The organism is Paracoccus sp. N5, from assembly GCF_000371965.1.
Taxonomy (GTDB): domain Bacteria; phylum Pseudomonadota; class Alphaproteobacteria; order Rhodobacterales; family Rhodobacteraceae; genus Paracoccus.
Window position 1 is genome coordinate 2,745,089 of record NZ_AQUO01000001.1, and the last position, 15,361, is coordinate 2,760,449.

19 protein-coding genes and 1 riboswitch are annotated in these 15,361 nt (G+C 68.6%); of the genes, 5 read left to right on the forward strand and 14 right to left on the reverse strand.

Features of this window, described 5'->3' with window-relative positions; translation table 11 throughout:
- Positions 1–1,167, reverse strand: a complete 1,167-nt coding sequence (locus PARN5_RS0113865) for an AI-2E family transporter (protein WP_036744615.1) — start codon at positions 1,165–1,167, stop codon at positions 1–3.
- Positions 1,168–1,323: 156 nt separating this feature from the next.
- Positions 1,324–1,451: riboswitch (TPP riboswitch) on the forward strand.
- A gap of 59 nt (positions 1,452–1,510) precedes the next feature.
- Between PARN5_RS0113865 and PARN5_RS22170 the strand changes: the two genes are divergently transcribed.
- Positions 1,511–2,167, forward strand: coding sequence for a TenA family protein (locus tag PARN5_RS22170; RefSeq protein WP_018000376.1), 657 nt, complete (start codon positions 1,511–1,513; stop codon positions 2,165–2,167).
- Here PARN5_RS22170 and PARN5_RS0113875 read toward each other — a convergent pair.
- Both PARN5_RS0113875 and PARN5_RS0113880 read right to left on the reverse strand, forming a co-directional pair.
- Positions 2,154–2,627 carry an NUDIX domain-containing protein gene (locus PARN5_RS0113875; RefSeq protein WP_018000377.1) on the reverse strand — a complete coding sequence of 158 codons (474 nt, stop codon included), beginning with the start codon at positions 2,625–2,627 and terminating at the stop codon, positions 2,154–2,156. The genes PARN5_RS22170 and PARN5_RS0113875 overlap by 14 nt on opposite strands.
- A gap of 72 nt (positions 2,628–2,699) precedes the next feature.
- Positions 2,700–3,023 (reverse strand): TIGR02300 family protein, encoded by a 324-nt coding sequence (locus PARN5_RS0113880; RefSeq protein ID WP_018000378.1) that lies wholly within the window; start codon positions 3,021–3,023, stop codon positions 2,700–2,702.
- A 135-nt stretch (positions 3,024–3,158) separates the two neighbouring features.
- Here PARN5_RS0113880 and PARN5_RS0113885 point away from each other — a divergent pair, with 135 nt between their 5' ends.
- Positions 3,159–3,854, forward strand: coding sequence for a SprT family zinc-dependent metalloprotease (locus tag PARN5_RS0113885; RefSeq protein WP_018000379.1), 696 nt, complete (start codon positions 3,159–3,161; stop codon positions 3,852–3,854).
- A 39-nt stretch (positions 3,855–3,893) separates the two neighbouring features.
- Positions 3,894–4,538 carry a GntR family transcriptional regulator gene (locus PARN5_RS0113890; RefSeq protein ID WP_018000380.1) on the forward strand — a complete coding sequence of 215 codons (645 nt, stop codon included), beginning with the start codon at positions 3,894–3,896 and terminating at the stop codon, positions 4,536–4,538.
- Positions 4,539–4,688: 150 nt separating this feature from the next.
- Here the strand turns inward: PARN5_RS0113890 and PARN5_RS0113895 are convergent, their stop codons facing one another.
- The 5 genes from PARN5_RS0113895 to scpA form a co-directional block, all read right to left on the reverse strand.
- Entirely contained in the window at positions 4,689–6,005 is a 1,317-nt protein-coding gene (locus PARN5_RS0113895; RefSeq protein WP_018000381.1) for a homoserine dehydrogenase, read from the reverse strand.
- A 65-nt stretch (positions 6,006–6,070) separates the two neighbouring features.
- Entirely contained in the window at positions 6,071–6,604 is a 534-nt protein-coding gene (locus PARN5_RS0113900; RefSeq protein WP_018000382.1) for a hypothetical protein, read from the reverse strand.
- On the reverse strand, positions 6,592–7,443 hold the full coding sequence (locus PARN5_RS0113905; RefSeq protein ID WP_232419356.1) for a glycosyl transferase: 852 nt from the start codon (positions 7,441–7,443) through the stop codon (positions 6,592–6,594). Before PARN5_RS0113905 ends, PARN5_RS0113900 begins: the two co-directional genes overlap by 13 nt.
- A gap of 28 nt (positions 7,444–7,471) precedes the next feature.
- Positions 7,472–7,960 carry a GNAT family N-acetyltransferase gene (locus PARN5_RS0113910; protein ID WP_018000384.1) on the reverse strand — a complete coding sequence of 163 codons (489 nt, stop codon included), beginning with the start codon at positions 7,958–7,960 and terminating at the stop codon, positions 7,472–7,474.
- Between the two features lie 105 nt (positions 7,961–8,065).
- On the reverse strand, positions 8,066–10,210 hold the full coding sequence (scpA, locus tag PARN5_RS0113915; RefSeq protein WP_018000385.1) for a methylmalonyl-CoA mutase: 2,145 nt from the start codon (positions 10,208–10,210) through the stop codon (positions 8,066–8,068).
- A gap of 57 nt (positions 10,211–10,267) precedes the next feature.
- On the opposite strand from scpA, the gene PARN5_RS0113920 reads away from it, so the two are divergent.
- Both PARN5_RS0113920 and PARN5_RS0113925 read left to right on the forward strand, forming a co-directional pair.
- Positions 10,268–10,801 carry a DUF4174 domain-containing protein gene (locus PARN5_RS0113920; protein ID WP_018000386.1) on the forward strand — a complete coding sequence of 178 codons (534 nt, stop codon included), beginning with the start codon at positions 10,268–10,270 and terminating at the stop codon, positions 10,799–10,801.
- Between the two features lie 123 nt (positions 10,802–10,924).
- Positions 10,925–11,107: a hypothetical protein gene (locus PARN5_RS0113925; protein ID WP_018000387.1), complete on the forward strand. Its 183-nt coding sequence runs from the start codon at positions 10,925–10,927 to the stop codon at positions 11,105–11,107.
- Here PARN5_RS0113925 and PARN5_RS0113930 read toward each other — a convergent pair.
- The 6 genes from PARN5_RS0113930 to PARN5_RS25125 form a co-directional block, all read right to left on the reverse strand.
- Positions 11,073–11,759: a hypothetical protein gene (locus PARN5_RS0113930; protein ID WP_018000388.1), complete on the reverse strand. Its 687-nt coding sequence runs from the start codon at positions 11,757–11,759 to the stop codon at positions 11,073–11,075. The genes PARN5_RS0113925 and PARN5_RS0113930 overlap by 35 nt on opposite strands.
- A gap of 3 nt (positions 11,760–11,762) precedes the next feature.
- Positions 11,763–13,820, reverse strand: a complete 2,058-nt coding sequence (locus PARN5_RS0113935; RefSeq protein ID WP_018000389.1) for an acetyl/propionyl/methylcrotonyl-CoA carboxylase subunit alpha — start codon at positions 13,818–13,820, stop codon at positions 11,763–11,765.
- A gap of 99 nt (positions 13,821–13,919) precedes the next feature.
- Positions 13,920–14,159 (reverse strand): hypothetical protein, encoded by a 240-nt coding sequence (locus tag PARN5_RS0113940; protein ID WP_018000390.1) that lies wholly within the window; start codon positions 14,157–14,159, stop codon positions 13,920–13,922.
- 63 nt (positions 14,160–14,222) lie between these two features.
- Entirely contained in the window at positions 14,223–14,465 is a 243-nt protein-coding gene (locus tag PARN5_RS0113945) for a hypothetical protein (protein ID WP_018000391.1), read from the reverse strand.
- A 145-nt stretch (positions 14,466–14,610) separates the two neighbouring features.
- On the reverse strand, positions 14,611–15,024 hold the full coding sequence (locus PARN5_RS0113950; protein ID WP_018000392.1) for a hypothetical protein: 414 nt from the start codon (positions 15,022–15,024) through the stop codon (positions 14,611–14,613).
- Positions 15,025–15,114: 90 nt separating this feature from the next.
- Positions 15,115–15,249, reverse strand: a complete 135-nt coding sequence (locus PARN5_RS25125) for a hypothetical protein (protein ID WP_018000393.1) — start codon at positions 15,247–15,249, stop codon at positions 15,115–15,117.
- Between the last annotated feature and the right edge of the window lie 112 nt (positions 15,250–15,361).

Here is a 15,361-nt window from a genome sequence, read left to right on the forward strand (position 1 = left end):
CTAGCGGGTCTCGGCCAGCAATCCGGCGCGGCGAGCCTCGTCCTCGGTCACCTCGCGCTGCCATTCGCGCCAGATCGAGACCAGCAGCGCCATCAGCACCGGCCCGACGAACAGCCCGACGATGCCCATGGTCTTGACCCCGCCGACGAGGCCGAAGAACGTCGGCAGGAAGGGCAGCTTCACCGGCCCGCCGACCAGCACCGGCCGGATGGTCTTGTCCACGACGAACAGCTCGCAGGTGCCCCAGATGAACAGCGCCGCGCCCTGCACGGGCGAGCCGCTGGCGACCAGATAGGCCGAGACCAGCGTGAAGCACAAAGGCGCGCCCCCCGGAATCAGCGCCATGAAGCCGGTGATGACCCCGAAGGTCACCGGCGAGGGCACGCCGGCCAGCCAATAGGCCGTGCCCAGGATCACCCCCTCGCCGATGGCGATCAGTGTCATGCCGGTCACGGTCGAGCTGATGGTCGCCGGCACCACCCGCGACAGCCGGCTCCAGCGGTCGGGCAGGATGCGGCGGCCGATATGGTCGACCTGGGCCACGAACTTGTCGCCGTCGCGATACAGTACGAAAAGCGTGATCAGCATGAAGAGCAGCGTCAGCGCCAGATGGAACGCCAGCGAGCCCGCCGTCACCGCGCCGCGATAGATCGCGCCGATGTTCGAGCCCGAGACCAGCTGCACGATCTCGGAAATGCCGCCGGGCCGGCCGATATAGGTGCGCCAGTTCTCGTCCAGCCAGTCGCCGACCTGCGGCAGCTCGACCATCCAGCCCGGCGTCGGCGCGCCGGTGGAATTGACCATGATCGCCCAGCTGATCCAGTCGCGCAGCTCGCGGAAGGCATAGATCAGCGCCATGGCGATGGGCACGACCAGGAAGCAGACCAGCACCAGCACCAGCGCCGTCGCGGCCCAGGTGCGCCCGACCCGCGCCACCGCCCGCTCGCGCAGCGGCCAGCTGGCCAGCGCGATCACCATCGCTGCCAGCACCGGCACCAGGAAGCCGTGGAAGAAATAGATCGAGGCCGCGACGATCGCCAGCAAGAGCCAGCGCGCGGCCGAGATATTGGTCACCAGCGGCGGCCTGTGCAGGCGCAGCCCGGTCTGGCGCGGCGCGTGGCTGGGGTGCGGTGGGGTCTGGGGGCTTGGCTCTGGGCCTGTGGTCATCGTCTCCGGTCCTGTCCGGCGCCGCGCGGACGCATCTTGGCGCAACGAGATAACAGAACGCCCGCCGCTGCAAGCCGGAATGCCGTCCCGGCCGGGCCAAGCCTGCCGCGCGGGCATGTCGGGGACGTGACAGCCGGGGCAGGGACGGCTAGGGTGGTCCCGACCAAGGGGAGTCCCGGCAAGGGGCTGAGAGATCGCTGGCAAGGGCCAAGGCCCGCGCGGCGCGGTGACCCTTCGAACCTGATCCGGATCATGCCGGCGAAGGGATGGCCAGTCCGTGCGCCTGCCTGATGCCGGCCCCACCCCGGGGCCATCCCGGCCCCGCCCAAGCCAGGAGGGCAGGATGCCCCAGACCTTCTTTGAAACCCTGCGCGACGAATGCGCCGCCGATTGGCAGGCCGCGACCGGCCATCGCTTCGTGCACGAGCTGCTGGCCGGCCGCATCGAGGATGCGGTCATGGCGCGCTACCTCGTGCAGGATCACCGTTTCCTCGACGCTTTCCTGACGCTGCTCGGCGCCGCCATCGCCAGCGCCGACCGCTTCGAATCGCGGCTGCGCTTCGGCCGCTTCGCCGGCATGGTCTCGGGCGACGAGAACGACTATTTCCTGCGCGCCTTCGCCGCCCTGGGCGTCTCGGAGGCCGAGCGCGCCGCCATTCCCGACAGCGCGCCCACGCAGGGCTTCCAGGCCATCATGCGCGAGGCCGCCGCGACCCGCTCCTATCCGGCGGTGCTGGCGGTGCTGAACGTGGCCGAGGGGCTTTATCTCGACTGGGCCATGCAGGCCGAAACCCTGCCGGAAAACTTCGTCCATGCCGAATGGATCACGCTGCACGACAATCCGTTCTTCCGCGATTTCGTGGGTTTCCTGCGCGCCGAGCTGGACCGCACCGGCCCGGCCGAGGCCAAGCAGGTGCGCGATTTCTTCCACCGCGCCACCCGGCTGGAGGTGGAATTTTTCGACGACACCTACAGGGGCTTGACGCCTAATCCTCGATGATTTCGAACTCCGGCGGCTCGCGCGGCGGGCCGCCCTCGCGATAGTCCAGCACGATGCGCGCCAGCGCGGCCGGCGCCAGGTTCTCGCGGCTGTGGCGCAGCTCGGGCAGGCTCCACCAGCGGAATTCGCGGATCAGGCCGGCCTCGGGCGCGTCCTGCACCGCGGGCCGGAACTCGGGCGTCTCGATCAGGAAGTAATGCTCGGACTGGCGCCAGCGCGCCTGCGGCAAGGGCAGGGTAAAGCGGCGGCGCCAGACCAGCGGGCCGAAGGCGGGCAGGGCGAAGCCCAGCTCCTCGCGCAATTCGCGGCGCAGCGTCGTCTCGGGCGTCTCGCCGGGCTCGGCGCCGCCGCCCGGGGTGATCCACCAGTCGCCGGTGCCGTAATCGACGCGCATCAGCAGCACCCGGTCCTCGGGCGTCAGCAGGATGGCCCGCATGGCCTGGCGGTCGATGATGCGCATGGCCTCCTCCCGTTCACGAAAAAGCCCCGGCGCGGCAAGGGGCCGGCCGGGGCGATCACCGCAGGCCGCGGCCTATTCGTCGTCCGTGTCGGCCACGTCGGCGATGTCGTCCAGCGACACGTCGCCGTCGTCATCGTCGTCGTCCAGCAGATCGTCGTCCAGATCCCCGGAATCGGCGTCGTCGTCCAGATCCTCGTCATCGACGAGATCGGTCTGATCCTCGTCGCGCGCGGCGGTCTTTTCCGAGATCAGCGAGCGCGAGCGGCCATTCGTCAGGCTTTCCGCCGTGAAAGAGGCGCCGCAGGCCGGGCAGGTCATCGGGTCGTTCGTCAGGTCGTAGAAGCGCGTGGCGCAATGGGGGCAAAGGCGTTTCGTGCCCCATTCCTCTTTGGGCATGGTATTCTCTTTCTGCCGCGTTCAGGTAAATCCGCTGTCCCCTGCCATAGCCGCGCGGGGCTGTCAAAGGCTTTTCCCCTTGCGTCGGGACGGCGGCGCGGTGGAGATATGGGCCGAAAGGCAGGGCACCGCAAGATGCAGGCAGGCAAGGACAGGATTTGGGTCGGCGGCGACATCCCGGTGACGCTGCGCCGCTCGTCCCGGGCGCGGCGCATGACGCTGCGCGTGGCGCGGGCGGGGGGCGAGGTAGTGCTGACCCTGCCCAGCCGCGCCAGCCTGCGCGACGGCCAGGCCTTTGCCGAGTCGCGGGCCGAATGGCTGCGCCAGGTCCGTGCCGACATGCCGGCGCTGCAACCGGTCGCGCATGGCGTCCAGCTGCCCGTCGAGGGCGTGCCGCGCCTGATCCGCCCGGCCGAGACCCGCCGCGTCGAACTGACCGCCGACCTGCTGCTGGTGCCGCAGGGCCGCCCGCCCGGGGTGGTCGTCGAGGCCTGGCTCAAGCATCTCGCGCAGATGCGGCTGATCGCCGCCTGCGACCGCCACGCCGCCCGGCTGGGGCGGCCGTTCCGGGCGCTGGCGCTGCGCGACACCCGCTCGCGCTGGGGCAGCTGCACCCATGACGGCCGGCTGATGTTTTCCTGGCGCCTGGCCATGGCGCCGCCCGAGGTGCTGGACTATGTCGCCGCGCATGAGGTCGCGCATCTGGCGCATATGGACCACTCGCCCGCCTTCTGGGCCGCGACGGAACGGCTGCTGCCCGGCCATGCCCGCCACCGCGCCTGGCTGCGCCGCCACGGCCACGAACTGCTGGCCTGGCGTTTCCGCATCTGACGGATTGACGCCGCGCGCATTTGTGATCACAGAGATGGCATGACAGTGACGCGCAATTCGGAAACCGCCGCGCATGAGCGGCTTTATCGCAACCTTCGCCAGCGCATCATGCTGGGCGAACTGCCGCCCGGCCTGCCGATGACGCTGCGCGGCATCGCGGCCGAACATCGTGTCTCGATGACCCCCGCGCGCGAGGCGGTGCGGCGCCTGGTCGCCGAGGGGGCGCTGACGCTTTCCTCCTCGGGCCGGATCACCACGCCGGAGCTCTCGGTCGAGCGCATCGAGGAACTCGCCGCCCTGCGCGGCCTCATCGAGCCCGAACTTGCCGCCCGGGCGCTGCCCCGCGCCCACCAGGCGCTGATCGAGCGCATGGCGGTGATCAACGCCGCCATCGGCGAGGCGGCCGAAAGCCATGACGGCGTCACCTATATCCGCACCAACCTGGAATTCCACCGCATCCTCTACCTGCGCGCGCAGGCGCCGGCGATGCTGGCCATCGTCGAGACGGTCTGGCTGCAGCTCGGCCCGACGATGCGGGCGCTCTATGGCCGGGTCAAGCGCCACGAGCCGCCGCGCCACCACCGCATGATCCTGGCCTCGCTGCGCGCCGGCGACGAACCCGGCCTGCGGCTTGCCGTGCGTGCCGACGTGACCCACGGGCTGCGTCACCTCTCGGCCAGCTGACCTGCGGCTTTCTCTGTTTCCCAAATACCCGAACCGGCCGTGACCGAAGGCCACCGCTGCTGCCGATCTCTCGCCTGAAAAGACAGACGCCGCACCCAGGGGGCACGGCGCCGGTCACGTTTCCGTTTTCCAGATACCCAGACCCGCGGCTCAGACCTCCTCGATGCGCAGCTCCACCGGCTCGCCGGCGATGACGCCGGTCTTCGGCAGCGCCCCGATGGCATGGTCGATGGCCTCGGGCGTGGTCTTGTGGGTCACGATCAGCACCGGGGCGACGCCGGCGGTCTGCTGATGGCCGTATTGCCGCATCCGGTCGATCGAGATGCCGCTATCCCCCAGCACCGAGGCGACCTTGGCCAGCGCCCCCGGCTTGTCGGTCAGCGCCAGCCGGATGTAATAGGCGGCGGGCACGGCAGTCCGCGCCGGTTGCGGCCGGGCCAGCGCCGAGGCCGGCTGGCCGAAGCTCGGCATGCGCACGCCGCGCGCGATCTCGACCACGTCGGACATGACCGCGCTGGCGGTCGGGCCCTCGCCGGCGCCGGCGCCGCGCAGCACGATCTGGCCGACCGAGTCGCCCTCGATCACCACCATGTTGGTGCCGCCCTGCAACTGGCCCAGCGGGCTGTCGGCGGGCACCAGGCAGGGCGACATGCGCTGCTCGAGCCCGCGCCCGGTCATCTGCGCCACGCCCAGAAGCTTGATGCGATAGCCCATGTCGGCGGCGCGGCGGATGTCGTCGATGCTGACCCGCTCGATGCCCTCGATCTCGACCGCGTCGAAGCTGGGGCGGGTGCCGAAGGCGATGGCGGCCAGGATCGCCAGCTTGTGGCTGGCGTCGATGCCGCCCACGTCCAGCGTCGGATCGGCCTCGAGATAGCCGAGCTGCCGCGCCTCCTCGAACACCGTCTCATAGGGCAGGCCGGCGCTTTCCATCCGGGTCAGGATATAGTTGCAGGTGCCGTTCATCACCCCCATGACGCGGCGGATCTCGTTGCCGGCCAGAGACTCGGTCATCGCCTTGATGACCGGGATGCCGCCGGCGACGGCGGCCTCGAAGCGGATCACCCGGCCATGCGCCTCGGCCAGTTCCGCCAGCTCCTGGCCGTGGATCGCCAGCAGTGCCTTGTTGGCGGTCACCACGTCCTTGCCGGCCTTCAGCGCCGCCGTCACCGCCTCGCGCGCGACGCCCTCGTCGCCGCCGATCAGCTCGACGAAAACGTCCACATCCTCGCGCAGCGCCAGCGCCCGGGCGTCCTCCTCCCAGCCATAGGCGGACAGGTCCGCGTCGCGGTTCTTCATCCGGTCGCGGGCGCAGACCGCGGTGATGGCGATGGGCCGGCCGGCGCGCTGGGACAGCAGCGCGGCGTGTTTCTGGATGATCTTGACGGTGCCGATGCCGACGGTCCCCAGACCTGCGATACCAAGACGGAGCGGAGAGGCGTTTTGCCCCTGGTTCTGGGCGGACATGCGAAACTCTTATCTATGGACGTTGCGGTGTTAGCGGATGCGGCGCGGGCTTGCAACGCAAGGCTTCACGCCTGATCGTCGCCGGCCCAGCAGCCCGGCTCGCCGGCGGCGCGCATGACACGCAGCACGCGGCCGCCGGTCTCGACGGTCTGCGCGCGGATGCGCTCCAGATCATCGAGCGCCATCGGCACTGGCCGCACCTCGCCCTTGGCGCTGACAAAGGCCGGATGCCAATGCGTCTTGCGCTCGGTCGGCCGCCACGAGGCATGGCAGAGCAGGTTGCGGTAAAGCCGGATCTCGCCCAGCCGGTCGGTGATCCTGTTGCGGTCGCGCAATCCGGGATGGCGGCGCATGGCGGCGTCCAGCTGCTCGATCAGCGTGCCCATGGAATCGTCGGCCAAGCTGCCCATGCGGCCAAGCCAGGCCTGCAATTCCTCGGGCGTCAGGTCGTCGGCCAGCCGGGCGCGGTCCAGCGCATAGATGGTGCGCTTGATGATCTCCTCGAGCCAGCCGAAGCTCGCCACGCATTGCCCGAGGCCCGCGGCGAAATCGGCGGGCAGCGTGTAATGCGTCTCGGGCGCGGCGCCTATTCCCGCCATAATGCCGAAACCCAGCCGACCGGGCGCAGGTAATGGCGCAGGTGCTTGCCCAGGCTCTCGCGCCGGCGGCCGTCGAAGGCGGCGCGCAGATGGTCCAGGGGCGCGCGGTGCTGGTCCTTGTCGCTCCAGCGGCCCAGGATGGCGTCGGGCGGGTTCAGGTCGCCCGGAAAGATCACGATGCGCGTCCCCGCCGGCACCCGTGCCTCGCGGAAATAGTTCAGCGGGAAATTCGGCACGCAATGCATGCGGAAATGCGCGAGCCAGCCTTTCGGCCAGAACTTCACCCCGCCCGGCGCATTGCGGGTGACGAAGCGCTGCTCATAGCGGAACTTGTCGGCGGCGGCCTGCGGATCGGCACGGAAGATGTCCTGCAAGGGCTTCAGCTTGCCCACGCGCATGCGATAGACCGAGGTCTGGCCCATCTTCTCGAAGGGCGTGTTCGGGTTCAGCCCCAGCACGGTATCGTCGGGATCGCCAAAGGCGAAGAAATCGTCAAGGCTGCCGGTCACGATCACGTCGAGGTCCAGGAACAGCACCACGCCCTGCACGTCGCCCAGGTCGCCCCACAGCCGGGATTTCGGCCATTTGCCCTTGGTATTGACCGGAGCCTGGTATTCGAACTCGGGCAGGGGCCGCACGGCGATGTCGGGATGCAGGCCGGCGCCGTCGTCGGTAAAGCAGTAAAGCCGGAACGGCGGCGTGATGTTGTGCGCCACCATGGCATGCAGCCGGTTCACGAACTCGGGCCCGAATTTCGTGCCCCATTTGATGCAGATGACCTGCTTGACCGTGCCGTTGCGCCCGTCGTCCATGCCCGCCTCGCGTTTTGCCCGCGACATTCGCACGCGGCCCGCACGGCGGCAAGCCTCACAGGATCTTCTGCAGCAGCACCAGGTCCAGCCAGCGCCCGAACTTGCGCCCGGATTCGGGCAGATAGCCCACGCGCCGGAAGCCGATGGCTTCGTGAAAGCCGATGCCGCCGGCATTGGCGGCATCGACGGCCGCGACCATGGTATGGGCGCCGCGCGCCCGGGCGTGATCCTCGATCGCCGTCATCAGCGCCCGGCCGACGCCGCGCCCGCGCGCCCCGGGCGCCAGCAGAACGGTATGCTCCATGGCATGGACATAGCCGAGCCCGCCGCGGAACTGGTCATAGGTGGCGATGCCCAGCACCGCGCCCGCCTCCTCGGCCACCAGCATCTCGCGCCCCGCAGCGCGGCGGGTGGCGATCATCGCCCCCAGGCTCTCGACCGTGCGCTCCTCGCTGGAAAAGATCGTCGTGGTCTCGCGGATGATCGGGTTCCAGAAATCCAGGATGGCGGGAAGGTCGCGGGTTTCGGCGGGACGGATGATCATGCGGGCTCCATCGGGGAACCGGCCGCAAATCACGCGCGGCGGCCGGCCTTCTTTGTTTTACAAATACCCATGCGACGGCGACCGCAAGGGCCGCCGTGCGCTGCCCTAGGCTGCCCGCGCCGCCCGGATCAGCGACAGGATGTCCTTCGCCGCCGCCGGGATGTTGGTCCCCGGCCCGAAGATCGCCTTCACCCCGGCCTTCTTCAGGAAATCGTAATCCTGCTGCGGGATGACGCCGCCGCAGATCACCAGGATGTCGCCGGCGCCCTGGTCCTTCAGCGCCGCGATCAGCTTCGGCGCCAGGGTCTTGTGGCCGGCCGCCTGGCTGGAGATGCCGATCACATGCACGTCATTGTCGATGGCGTCCTGCGCGGCTTCCTCGGGGGTCTGGAACAGCGGCCCCACGTCCACGTCGAAGCCGATGTCGGCAAAGGCGGTGGCGATGACCTTGGCGCCGCGGTCATGGCCGTCCTGGCCCATCTTCACCACCAGCATGCGGGGCCGCCGGCCCTCTTCCTCGGCGAAAGCCTCGACGTCGCGCTGGATCTGCGCGAAATCCGCATCGCCCTCATAGGCCGCTCCGTAAACCCCTGCCAAAGTCTTCACCTCCGCCCTGTGGCGCCCGAAGGTGCCCTCCATCGCCAGACTGATCTCGCCCACGCTGGCCCGCGCGCGGGCGCATTCCACCGCCGCCTCCAGCAGGTTGCCGCCCTCGACCGTGCGCCGGCCCAGCTCCAGCAGCGCCGCATCGCAGGCCGCCTGGTCGCGGGTGGCGCGGATGCGCTCCAGCCGGGCGATCTGCGCCTCGCGCACCTTCATGTTGTCGATGTCGAGGATGTCGAGCGGCTCTTCCTTGGCGAGGCGATACTTGTTCACGCCGACGACCACCTCTTCGCCGCGGTCGATCATCGCCTGGCGCCGCGCCGCCGATTCCTCGATGCGCAGCTTCGGCATGCCCGAGGCCACCGCCTTGGTCATGCCGCCCATGGCCTCGACCTCCTCGATCAGCGCCCAGGCTTCCTCGGCCAGCCGCGCGGTCAGGCTCTCGATGTAATAGCTGCCCGCCAGCGGATCGACGACATGGGTGATGCCGGTTTCCTCCTGCAGGATCAGCTGGGTGTTCCTAGCGATGCGGGCGCTGAATTCGGTCGGCAGCGCGATCGCCTCGTCCAGCGCGTTGGTGTGCAGCGACTGCGTGCCGCCCAGCACCGCTGCCATGGCCTCGTAAGCCGTGCGGATCACGTTGTTATAAGGATCCTGCTCCTGCAAGGACACGCCCGATGTCTGGCAATGCGTGCGCAGCATCAGGGAGGATGCCTTCTTCGGCTCGAATTCCTTCATGATCCGGGTCCAGAGCAGCCGCGCGGCGCGCAGCTTCGCGACCTCCATGAAGAAGTTCATGCCGATGGCAAAGAAGAACGACAGCCGCCCGGCGAAATCGTCGACATTCATGCCGGTCTTCAGCGCGGCGCGGACATATTCGCGCCCGTCGGCCAGCGTATAGGCCAGCTCCTGCACCAGGTTCGCACCCGCCTCTTGCATGTGATAGCCGGAGATCGAGATCGAGTTGAAGCGCGGCATCTCTTTCGAGGTGTATTCGATGATGTCGGCGATGATGCGCATCGAGGGTTCGGGCGGATAGATATAGGTGTTCCGCACCATGAACTCTTTCAGGATGTCGTTCTGGATCGTGCCCGACAGCACGGCGCGCGAGTGGCCCTGTTCCTCGCCCGCGACGATGAAATTCGCCAGGATCGGGATCACCGCGCCGTTCATCGTCATCGAGACCGAGACCTTGTCCAGCGGAATGCCGTCGAACAGGATCTTCATGTCCTCGACCGAATCGATGGCGACGCCGGCCTTGCCCACATCGCCTTCGACGCGGGGATGGTCGCTGTCATAGCCGCGATGCGTGGCCAGGTCGAAGGCCACCGAGACGCCCTGCTGCCCGGCCGCCAGGTTGCGGCGATAGAAGGCGTTCGATTCCTCGGCGGTCGAGAAACCGGCATATTGCCGGATCGTCCAGGGCCGGCCGGCATACATGGTCGCGCGCGGGCCGCGGGTGAAGGGCTCGAGCCCGGGCAGGCTGCCCAGGTGCGCCAGGCCCTCGGTGTCGGCCTCGGTATAGAGCGGCTTGACCTCGATCCCCTCCAGCGTGTGCCAGTTCAGGCTGTCGGGGTCGGCGCCCTTCAACTCCTTGCTGGCGAGCTTGCGCCATGTCTCCAGGTCGGCTTTGCTGCTTTCGCTCATCTTGCATCCTTTCCCATGGCCCGCCGCGCCCTATATGAAAGGGGGAACGGGGGCGCGATGAAACTGAACCGGTTGATAATTCTGTCTGTGGTGCCGCTTCTGGCGGCGATGGGACCGAAACCCGAGGGCGATGCCGACGGCCACCGGCCATATGTGCGCGGCGAGGTGCCGGCGGCGCGCGACGGCGCGCCCGCGCCCGGCGGGCCGTTGACCGGCATCGCCGCGCAGGCCTTGACCGTGCTGCCGGCCTCCGAGGCCGACCCGGCGGAATTCCTGTGGCAGGCCCGGCCGGTGGTGATCTTTGCCGATACCGCGGCCGACCCGGCCTTCATCCGGCAGCTGGCCGACCTGCAGGCCGATCCGGCGCCGCTGCTCGCGCGCGACGTGGTGGTCGTGACCGACACCGACCCGGCGGCGGCCAGCCCCTGGCGCCGGCAGCTGCGCCCGGAAGGTTTCTCGTTGGTGCTGCTGGACAAGGACGGCCAGGTCAAGCAGCGCAAGCCCGCGCCCTGGTCCGTGCGCGAGATTTCCCGCGCCATCGACAAGTTCCCGCTGCGCCGGCGCGAGATCGGCCGTGCGGCGATGCCCTGAGATATTGCGAAAATCGCCGCGTTTCTTTGCGCGAAAATCGCAACGACTTCGTTGCGGGCCGGCCCCCGAGCCATTATCTTGGAAACAGGGCAGCCGCGCTGCCCGCTGCCAAGGAGGCCCGCCATGTCGAATTCGCCCCTGCCGCGCGTGACGGAACGCCCCGCCGCGCCCAAACCGCCCCGGCTGGACACGGCCACCGAACAGCTGGTCGAACGGCTGCGCAGCGCCCGCACCGCGAATGAAATGGCCGAGATCGTCGGATTGAAGCCCATCAAAGGTCGCTCCGGTCCGAAGATCGCTTATTGAGCCGCTGGCGCAACTCGGCCAGCTCGCCCGGAAGGCTGCCGGCCAGACCGGCGATCTGGGCCTGACGCGCGGCCAGGGCCGCGGCGCTTTCCCGCTCCAGCATCTGCCGCAAGGCAGCCTCGCCGAAGAACACGCTGGTCATCAGCAGGCGCACGGCCTCTTGCCCGCTTTCCAGCGCCGATTCGGTCAACTCCAGGTAATCCGCGAACATCTCGACGGCGCGCGCCTGATCCTTTTCGGCCTCGTCCCGCATCGCTTCGGCGAATGAGGCCATGATCGACAGCTGCCGGTAATAGGTCACCACCGGGTCGATGACATCGGCCGGCAGGATATGCACCTCCTCGATGATCGCGGTGAAGATGCGGTCGTTCGCCTGGGTCGGGATGAAGGGGAACCGGCCGCTTTCGCGCAGCCGGGCCAGCAGGGCGGCGGCGCCCTCGGCATCCAGCCGCTGGCTTTCCAGCGCCACGACATGGGCGCGGATCTCGGCCAGCAGGGCGCGCTGCACGTCACTGACCCGCTCGGCCCGCAGGGTGCGGGCGCGGCGGCGGTTCAGCCAGTCATCGACGGGCCGGGCCAGCAGCGCCACGACGGCGGCGACCAGCGCCGCCACCACCGTGGGATTGAGGATGCTGCCCGTGCCCTGGAACATGGATCACTCGAATTCCATGATCACGTCATCGACCTTCAGGCTTTCGCCGGCCGAGGCGTTGACGGATTTCACCACGCCGCGCCGCTCGGCGCGCAGGATGTTCTCCATCTTCATCGCCTCGACGGTGGCCAGCGCTTGGCCCTCCTGCACCTCGTCGCCGGCGGCCACGTTCACCTTGACCACCAGGCCGGGCATCGGGCAGAGCAGGAATTTCGAGGTATCCGGCGGCAGCTTCTCGGGCATCAGACGCGCCAGTTCGGCGGCGCGCGGACGGCGGACATAGGTTTTCAGATCCGCGCCGCGCACCCGCAGCCGGAAGCCCGAGGGCAGGCGATCCACCTTCAGCACCAGGGGGCTGCCGTCAACCGACAGCCGTGCCAGCGATTGCCCGGGCAGCCAGTCGCTTTCGACGCGCAGCTTGCGGCCGGCGATCTCGACCGTCGAGCCCTGCTTGTCGGCGGTGATGCGCACCGGGAATTCCTGGCCCGCGACCGTCACCACCCAATGTTCGCCGACATGGCGTTCGTGATTGTCGAGCCGGCCCGAAATGCGGGTGCGCCGGATCTCGGCCACCCGATGCATGGCCGCGACCGAGGCGGCGACGCGCCGGATCTCGGCCTCGGGCAGGGTCGCGCCCAGGAAGCCCTCGGGATATTCCTCGGCGATGAAGGCGGTGGAAATATCGCCCGAGACGAATTTCGGATGGTCCATCACCGCCGAGAGGAACGGCAGGTTGTGGCCGATGCCCTCGACCTCGAATTCGTCCAGCGCCAGCCGCATCTGCTCGATGGCGGCCTCGCGGGTCGGCGCCCAGGTGCAGAGCTTGGCGATCATCGGGTCGTAATACATGCTGATCTCGCCGCCTTCATAGACGCCGGTATCGTTCCTGACCCCCGCAGCGGCGGCCGGCGGATGGTCGCCCGGCCGCGCCGGCACCCAGCGGTCGGCGTCGAGCAGCGGCCCGGCCGCCGTCTCGGCCGGCGGGCGATAGCGGGTCAGCCGGCCGATCGAGGGCAGGAAGTTGCGATAGGGGTCCTCGGCGTAAAGCCGGCTTTCGATGGCCCAGCCGTTGATCGTCAGGTCGTCCTGCGTAAAGGGCAGCGGCTCGCCATTCGCGACGCGGATCATCTGCTCGACCAGATCGACGCCGGTGATCAGTTCAGTCACCGGATGCTCGACCTGCAACCGGGTGTTCATTTCCAGGAAATAGAAGTTCTTGTCGGCATCGACGATGAATTCGACCGTGCCGGCGCTGGTATAGCCCACGGCCTTCGCCAGCGCGCAGGCCTGCTCGCCCATGGCCTTGCGCGTCGCTTCGTCCAGGAAGGGCGAGGGCGCCTCTTCGATGACCTTCTGGTTGCGGCGCTGGATCGAGCATTCGCGCTCGTGCAGATAGACGCAATTGCCATGCTTGTCGGCCAGCACCTGGATCTCGATATGGCGCGGCTGGGTGACGAATTTCTCGATGAAGATGCGGTCGTCGCCGAAGCTGTTCGCGGCCTCGTTCTTCGAGCTCTCGAAGCCCTCGCGCGCCTCTTGGTCGTTCCAGGCGATGCGCATGCCCTTGCCGCCGCCGCCGGCGCTGGCCTTGATCATCACCGGATAGCCGATCTCGTTCGAGATGTTCACCGCCTCTTCGGCATCGGCGATCAGGCCCATATAGCCCGGAACCGTGCTGACCCCGGCCTCCTGCGCCAGCTTCTTCGAGGTGATCTTGTCGCCCATGGCCTCGATGGCGGGGCTGGGCGGGCCGACGAAGGTGACGCCTTCTTTCTCCAGCGCCTCGGCGAATTTCATGTTCTCGGACAGGAAGCCATAGCCAGGATGCACCGCCTCGGCGCCGGTCTGGCGGATCGCGTCCATGATCCTGTCGATGACGATATAGGACTGGTTCGCCGGCGGCGGGCCGATGTGGACGGCCTCGTCCGCCATCTTGACATGCAGCGCGTTGCGGTCGGCATCGGAATAGACCGCGACGGTCTGGATGCCCATCTTCTTCGCGGTCTTGATGACCCGGCAGGCGATCTCGCCCCGGTTGGCGATCAGGATTTTCTTGAACATGCTGGTTTCCCCTGGGGCAGGTGCCGAACGTAAGAAGGCCGCCCCGGCACGATGCCGGGACGGCCAGAAAGGAAGGCGTCGCCGCGATGCGGCGGCGTATCAGTAGCTGCGATAGCGCGGCTGGGTCGGCTGGCAGAGACGCACGTCGTCGCACAGCGCGCCGGCGACGGCGCCGATGGCCGCGCCCTTGGCGACGTCATGGCCGCCGACATGGGCGACGGTCGCGCCGACGCCCGCGCCGATGAGGCCGCGGTCCATGTCGGTCGGATTGATGTTCTGGGTGCAGCCGGCCAGGCCCAGCAGGCCCAGACCGACGACGAGAGCGAGTTTTTTCGACATGCGAAATTCTCCGGGATGCGGGCCGCGCGCGGGCTGTCACCCGCGCGGGCGGCCCCGATGGAATCAGTAGCCGCGCGACTGGCAGACGCCGGCGTCGTCGCAAAGCGCGCCGCCCGCCGCGCCGATGAGCGCGCCGGTGCCCACGTCGCCGTCGATGATCTTGGCGACCGCCGCACCGGCCAGGGCGCCGCCGGCCGCGCGCTGCGCGTCGGGCGAGATGCCGCTGCCATAGCCCTGGTCGCAGGCGGCCAGGCCGCCGACCAGCAGAAGGGCGCCCGAAAGACGGAGGATGACGGATTTTTGCATAGTTCTTTGCCTGTATTATGGACCCGCGGACGGGCCGTTTGCGATAGGGGTGCGGCCAATATTGCACGCGCCCGTTTCGGAAGAAACTGACAACGGTGTGAAAACACTAGGCTACGCGGCAATCCGCCCATCGCTCCGGCCGGCATCAGGCACCGTCCTCGTCGCTGTCGTCCTCATCCCAATCGGCCTCGTCGTCCCAGTCGAATTCCGGCGCCTCGGCGGCGAAAAGCTCGGGGAAACCGGCCTCGGCGCGCTTCATGTCGACGCGCAGCAATTGCTCGTAATCGGTCGGGTCCAGCTTGCCGACGGCCACGACCTCGCGGCCCAGCAGCCAGGACAGCCGGCCGGCGTCCAGGTTGCCGCGCTGAAAGGGCTCGTCGCCGAAATGCGCGATCAGCGCCGCCAGGAAGGCGGTGTCGGCGCGCTTGTCGACGGGTTTGCGGTCGCGGAACCGCTCGCGCCGGACCAAGGGCGTTGCGCCCTTCTTGTTGGCACGGCGGATGATGAACTGGAAATCGGTGCCCGGAAGACGGCCCGGAAAGCCGCGATGCTTCAGCATGTCTTGCCCCCTTTGTCGGTGGTGACGCGCGGGGGCGGGCAGGGGCGCGGTTGGCGCGGGCCGCCTGGCAGCCCGCGCGCGGCGAATGGCTTAGTTGGCGCCGTATTTGCCTTGATACACCGGCTCGGGCTGAACGGCGACCGGGGTGATGACTTCCGGCTCTTTCTTGGCGCAAGCGGCGGCCAGGCCGACGAGGACGAGGGCCAGTGCAAGTTTCTTCGACATGGTGTCGTGCTCCTGTAGGGCGGGACGCGGAAGTCCCGACTGCTCGGTTGAGATTCGGCCGCATGGCACGGCCGTGCCGGCATGATAGCCAGCGGCTGCGCGGCCCGACAGG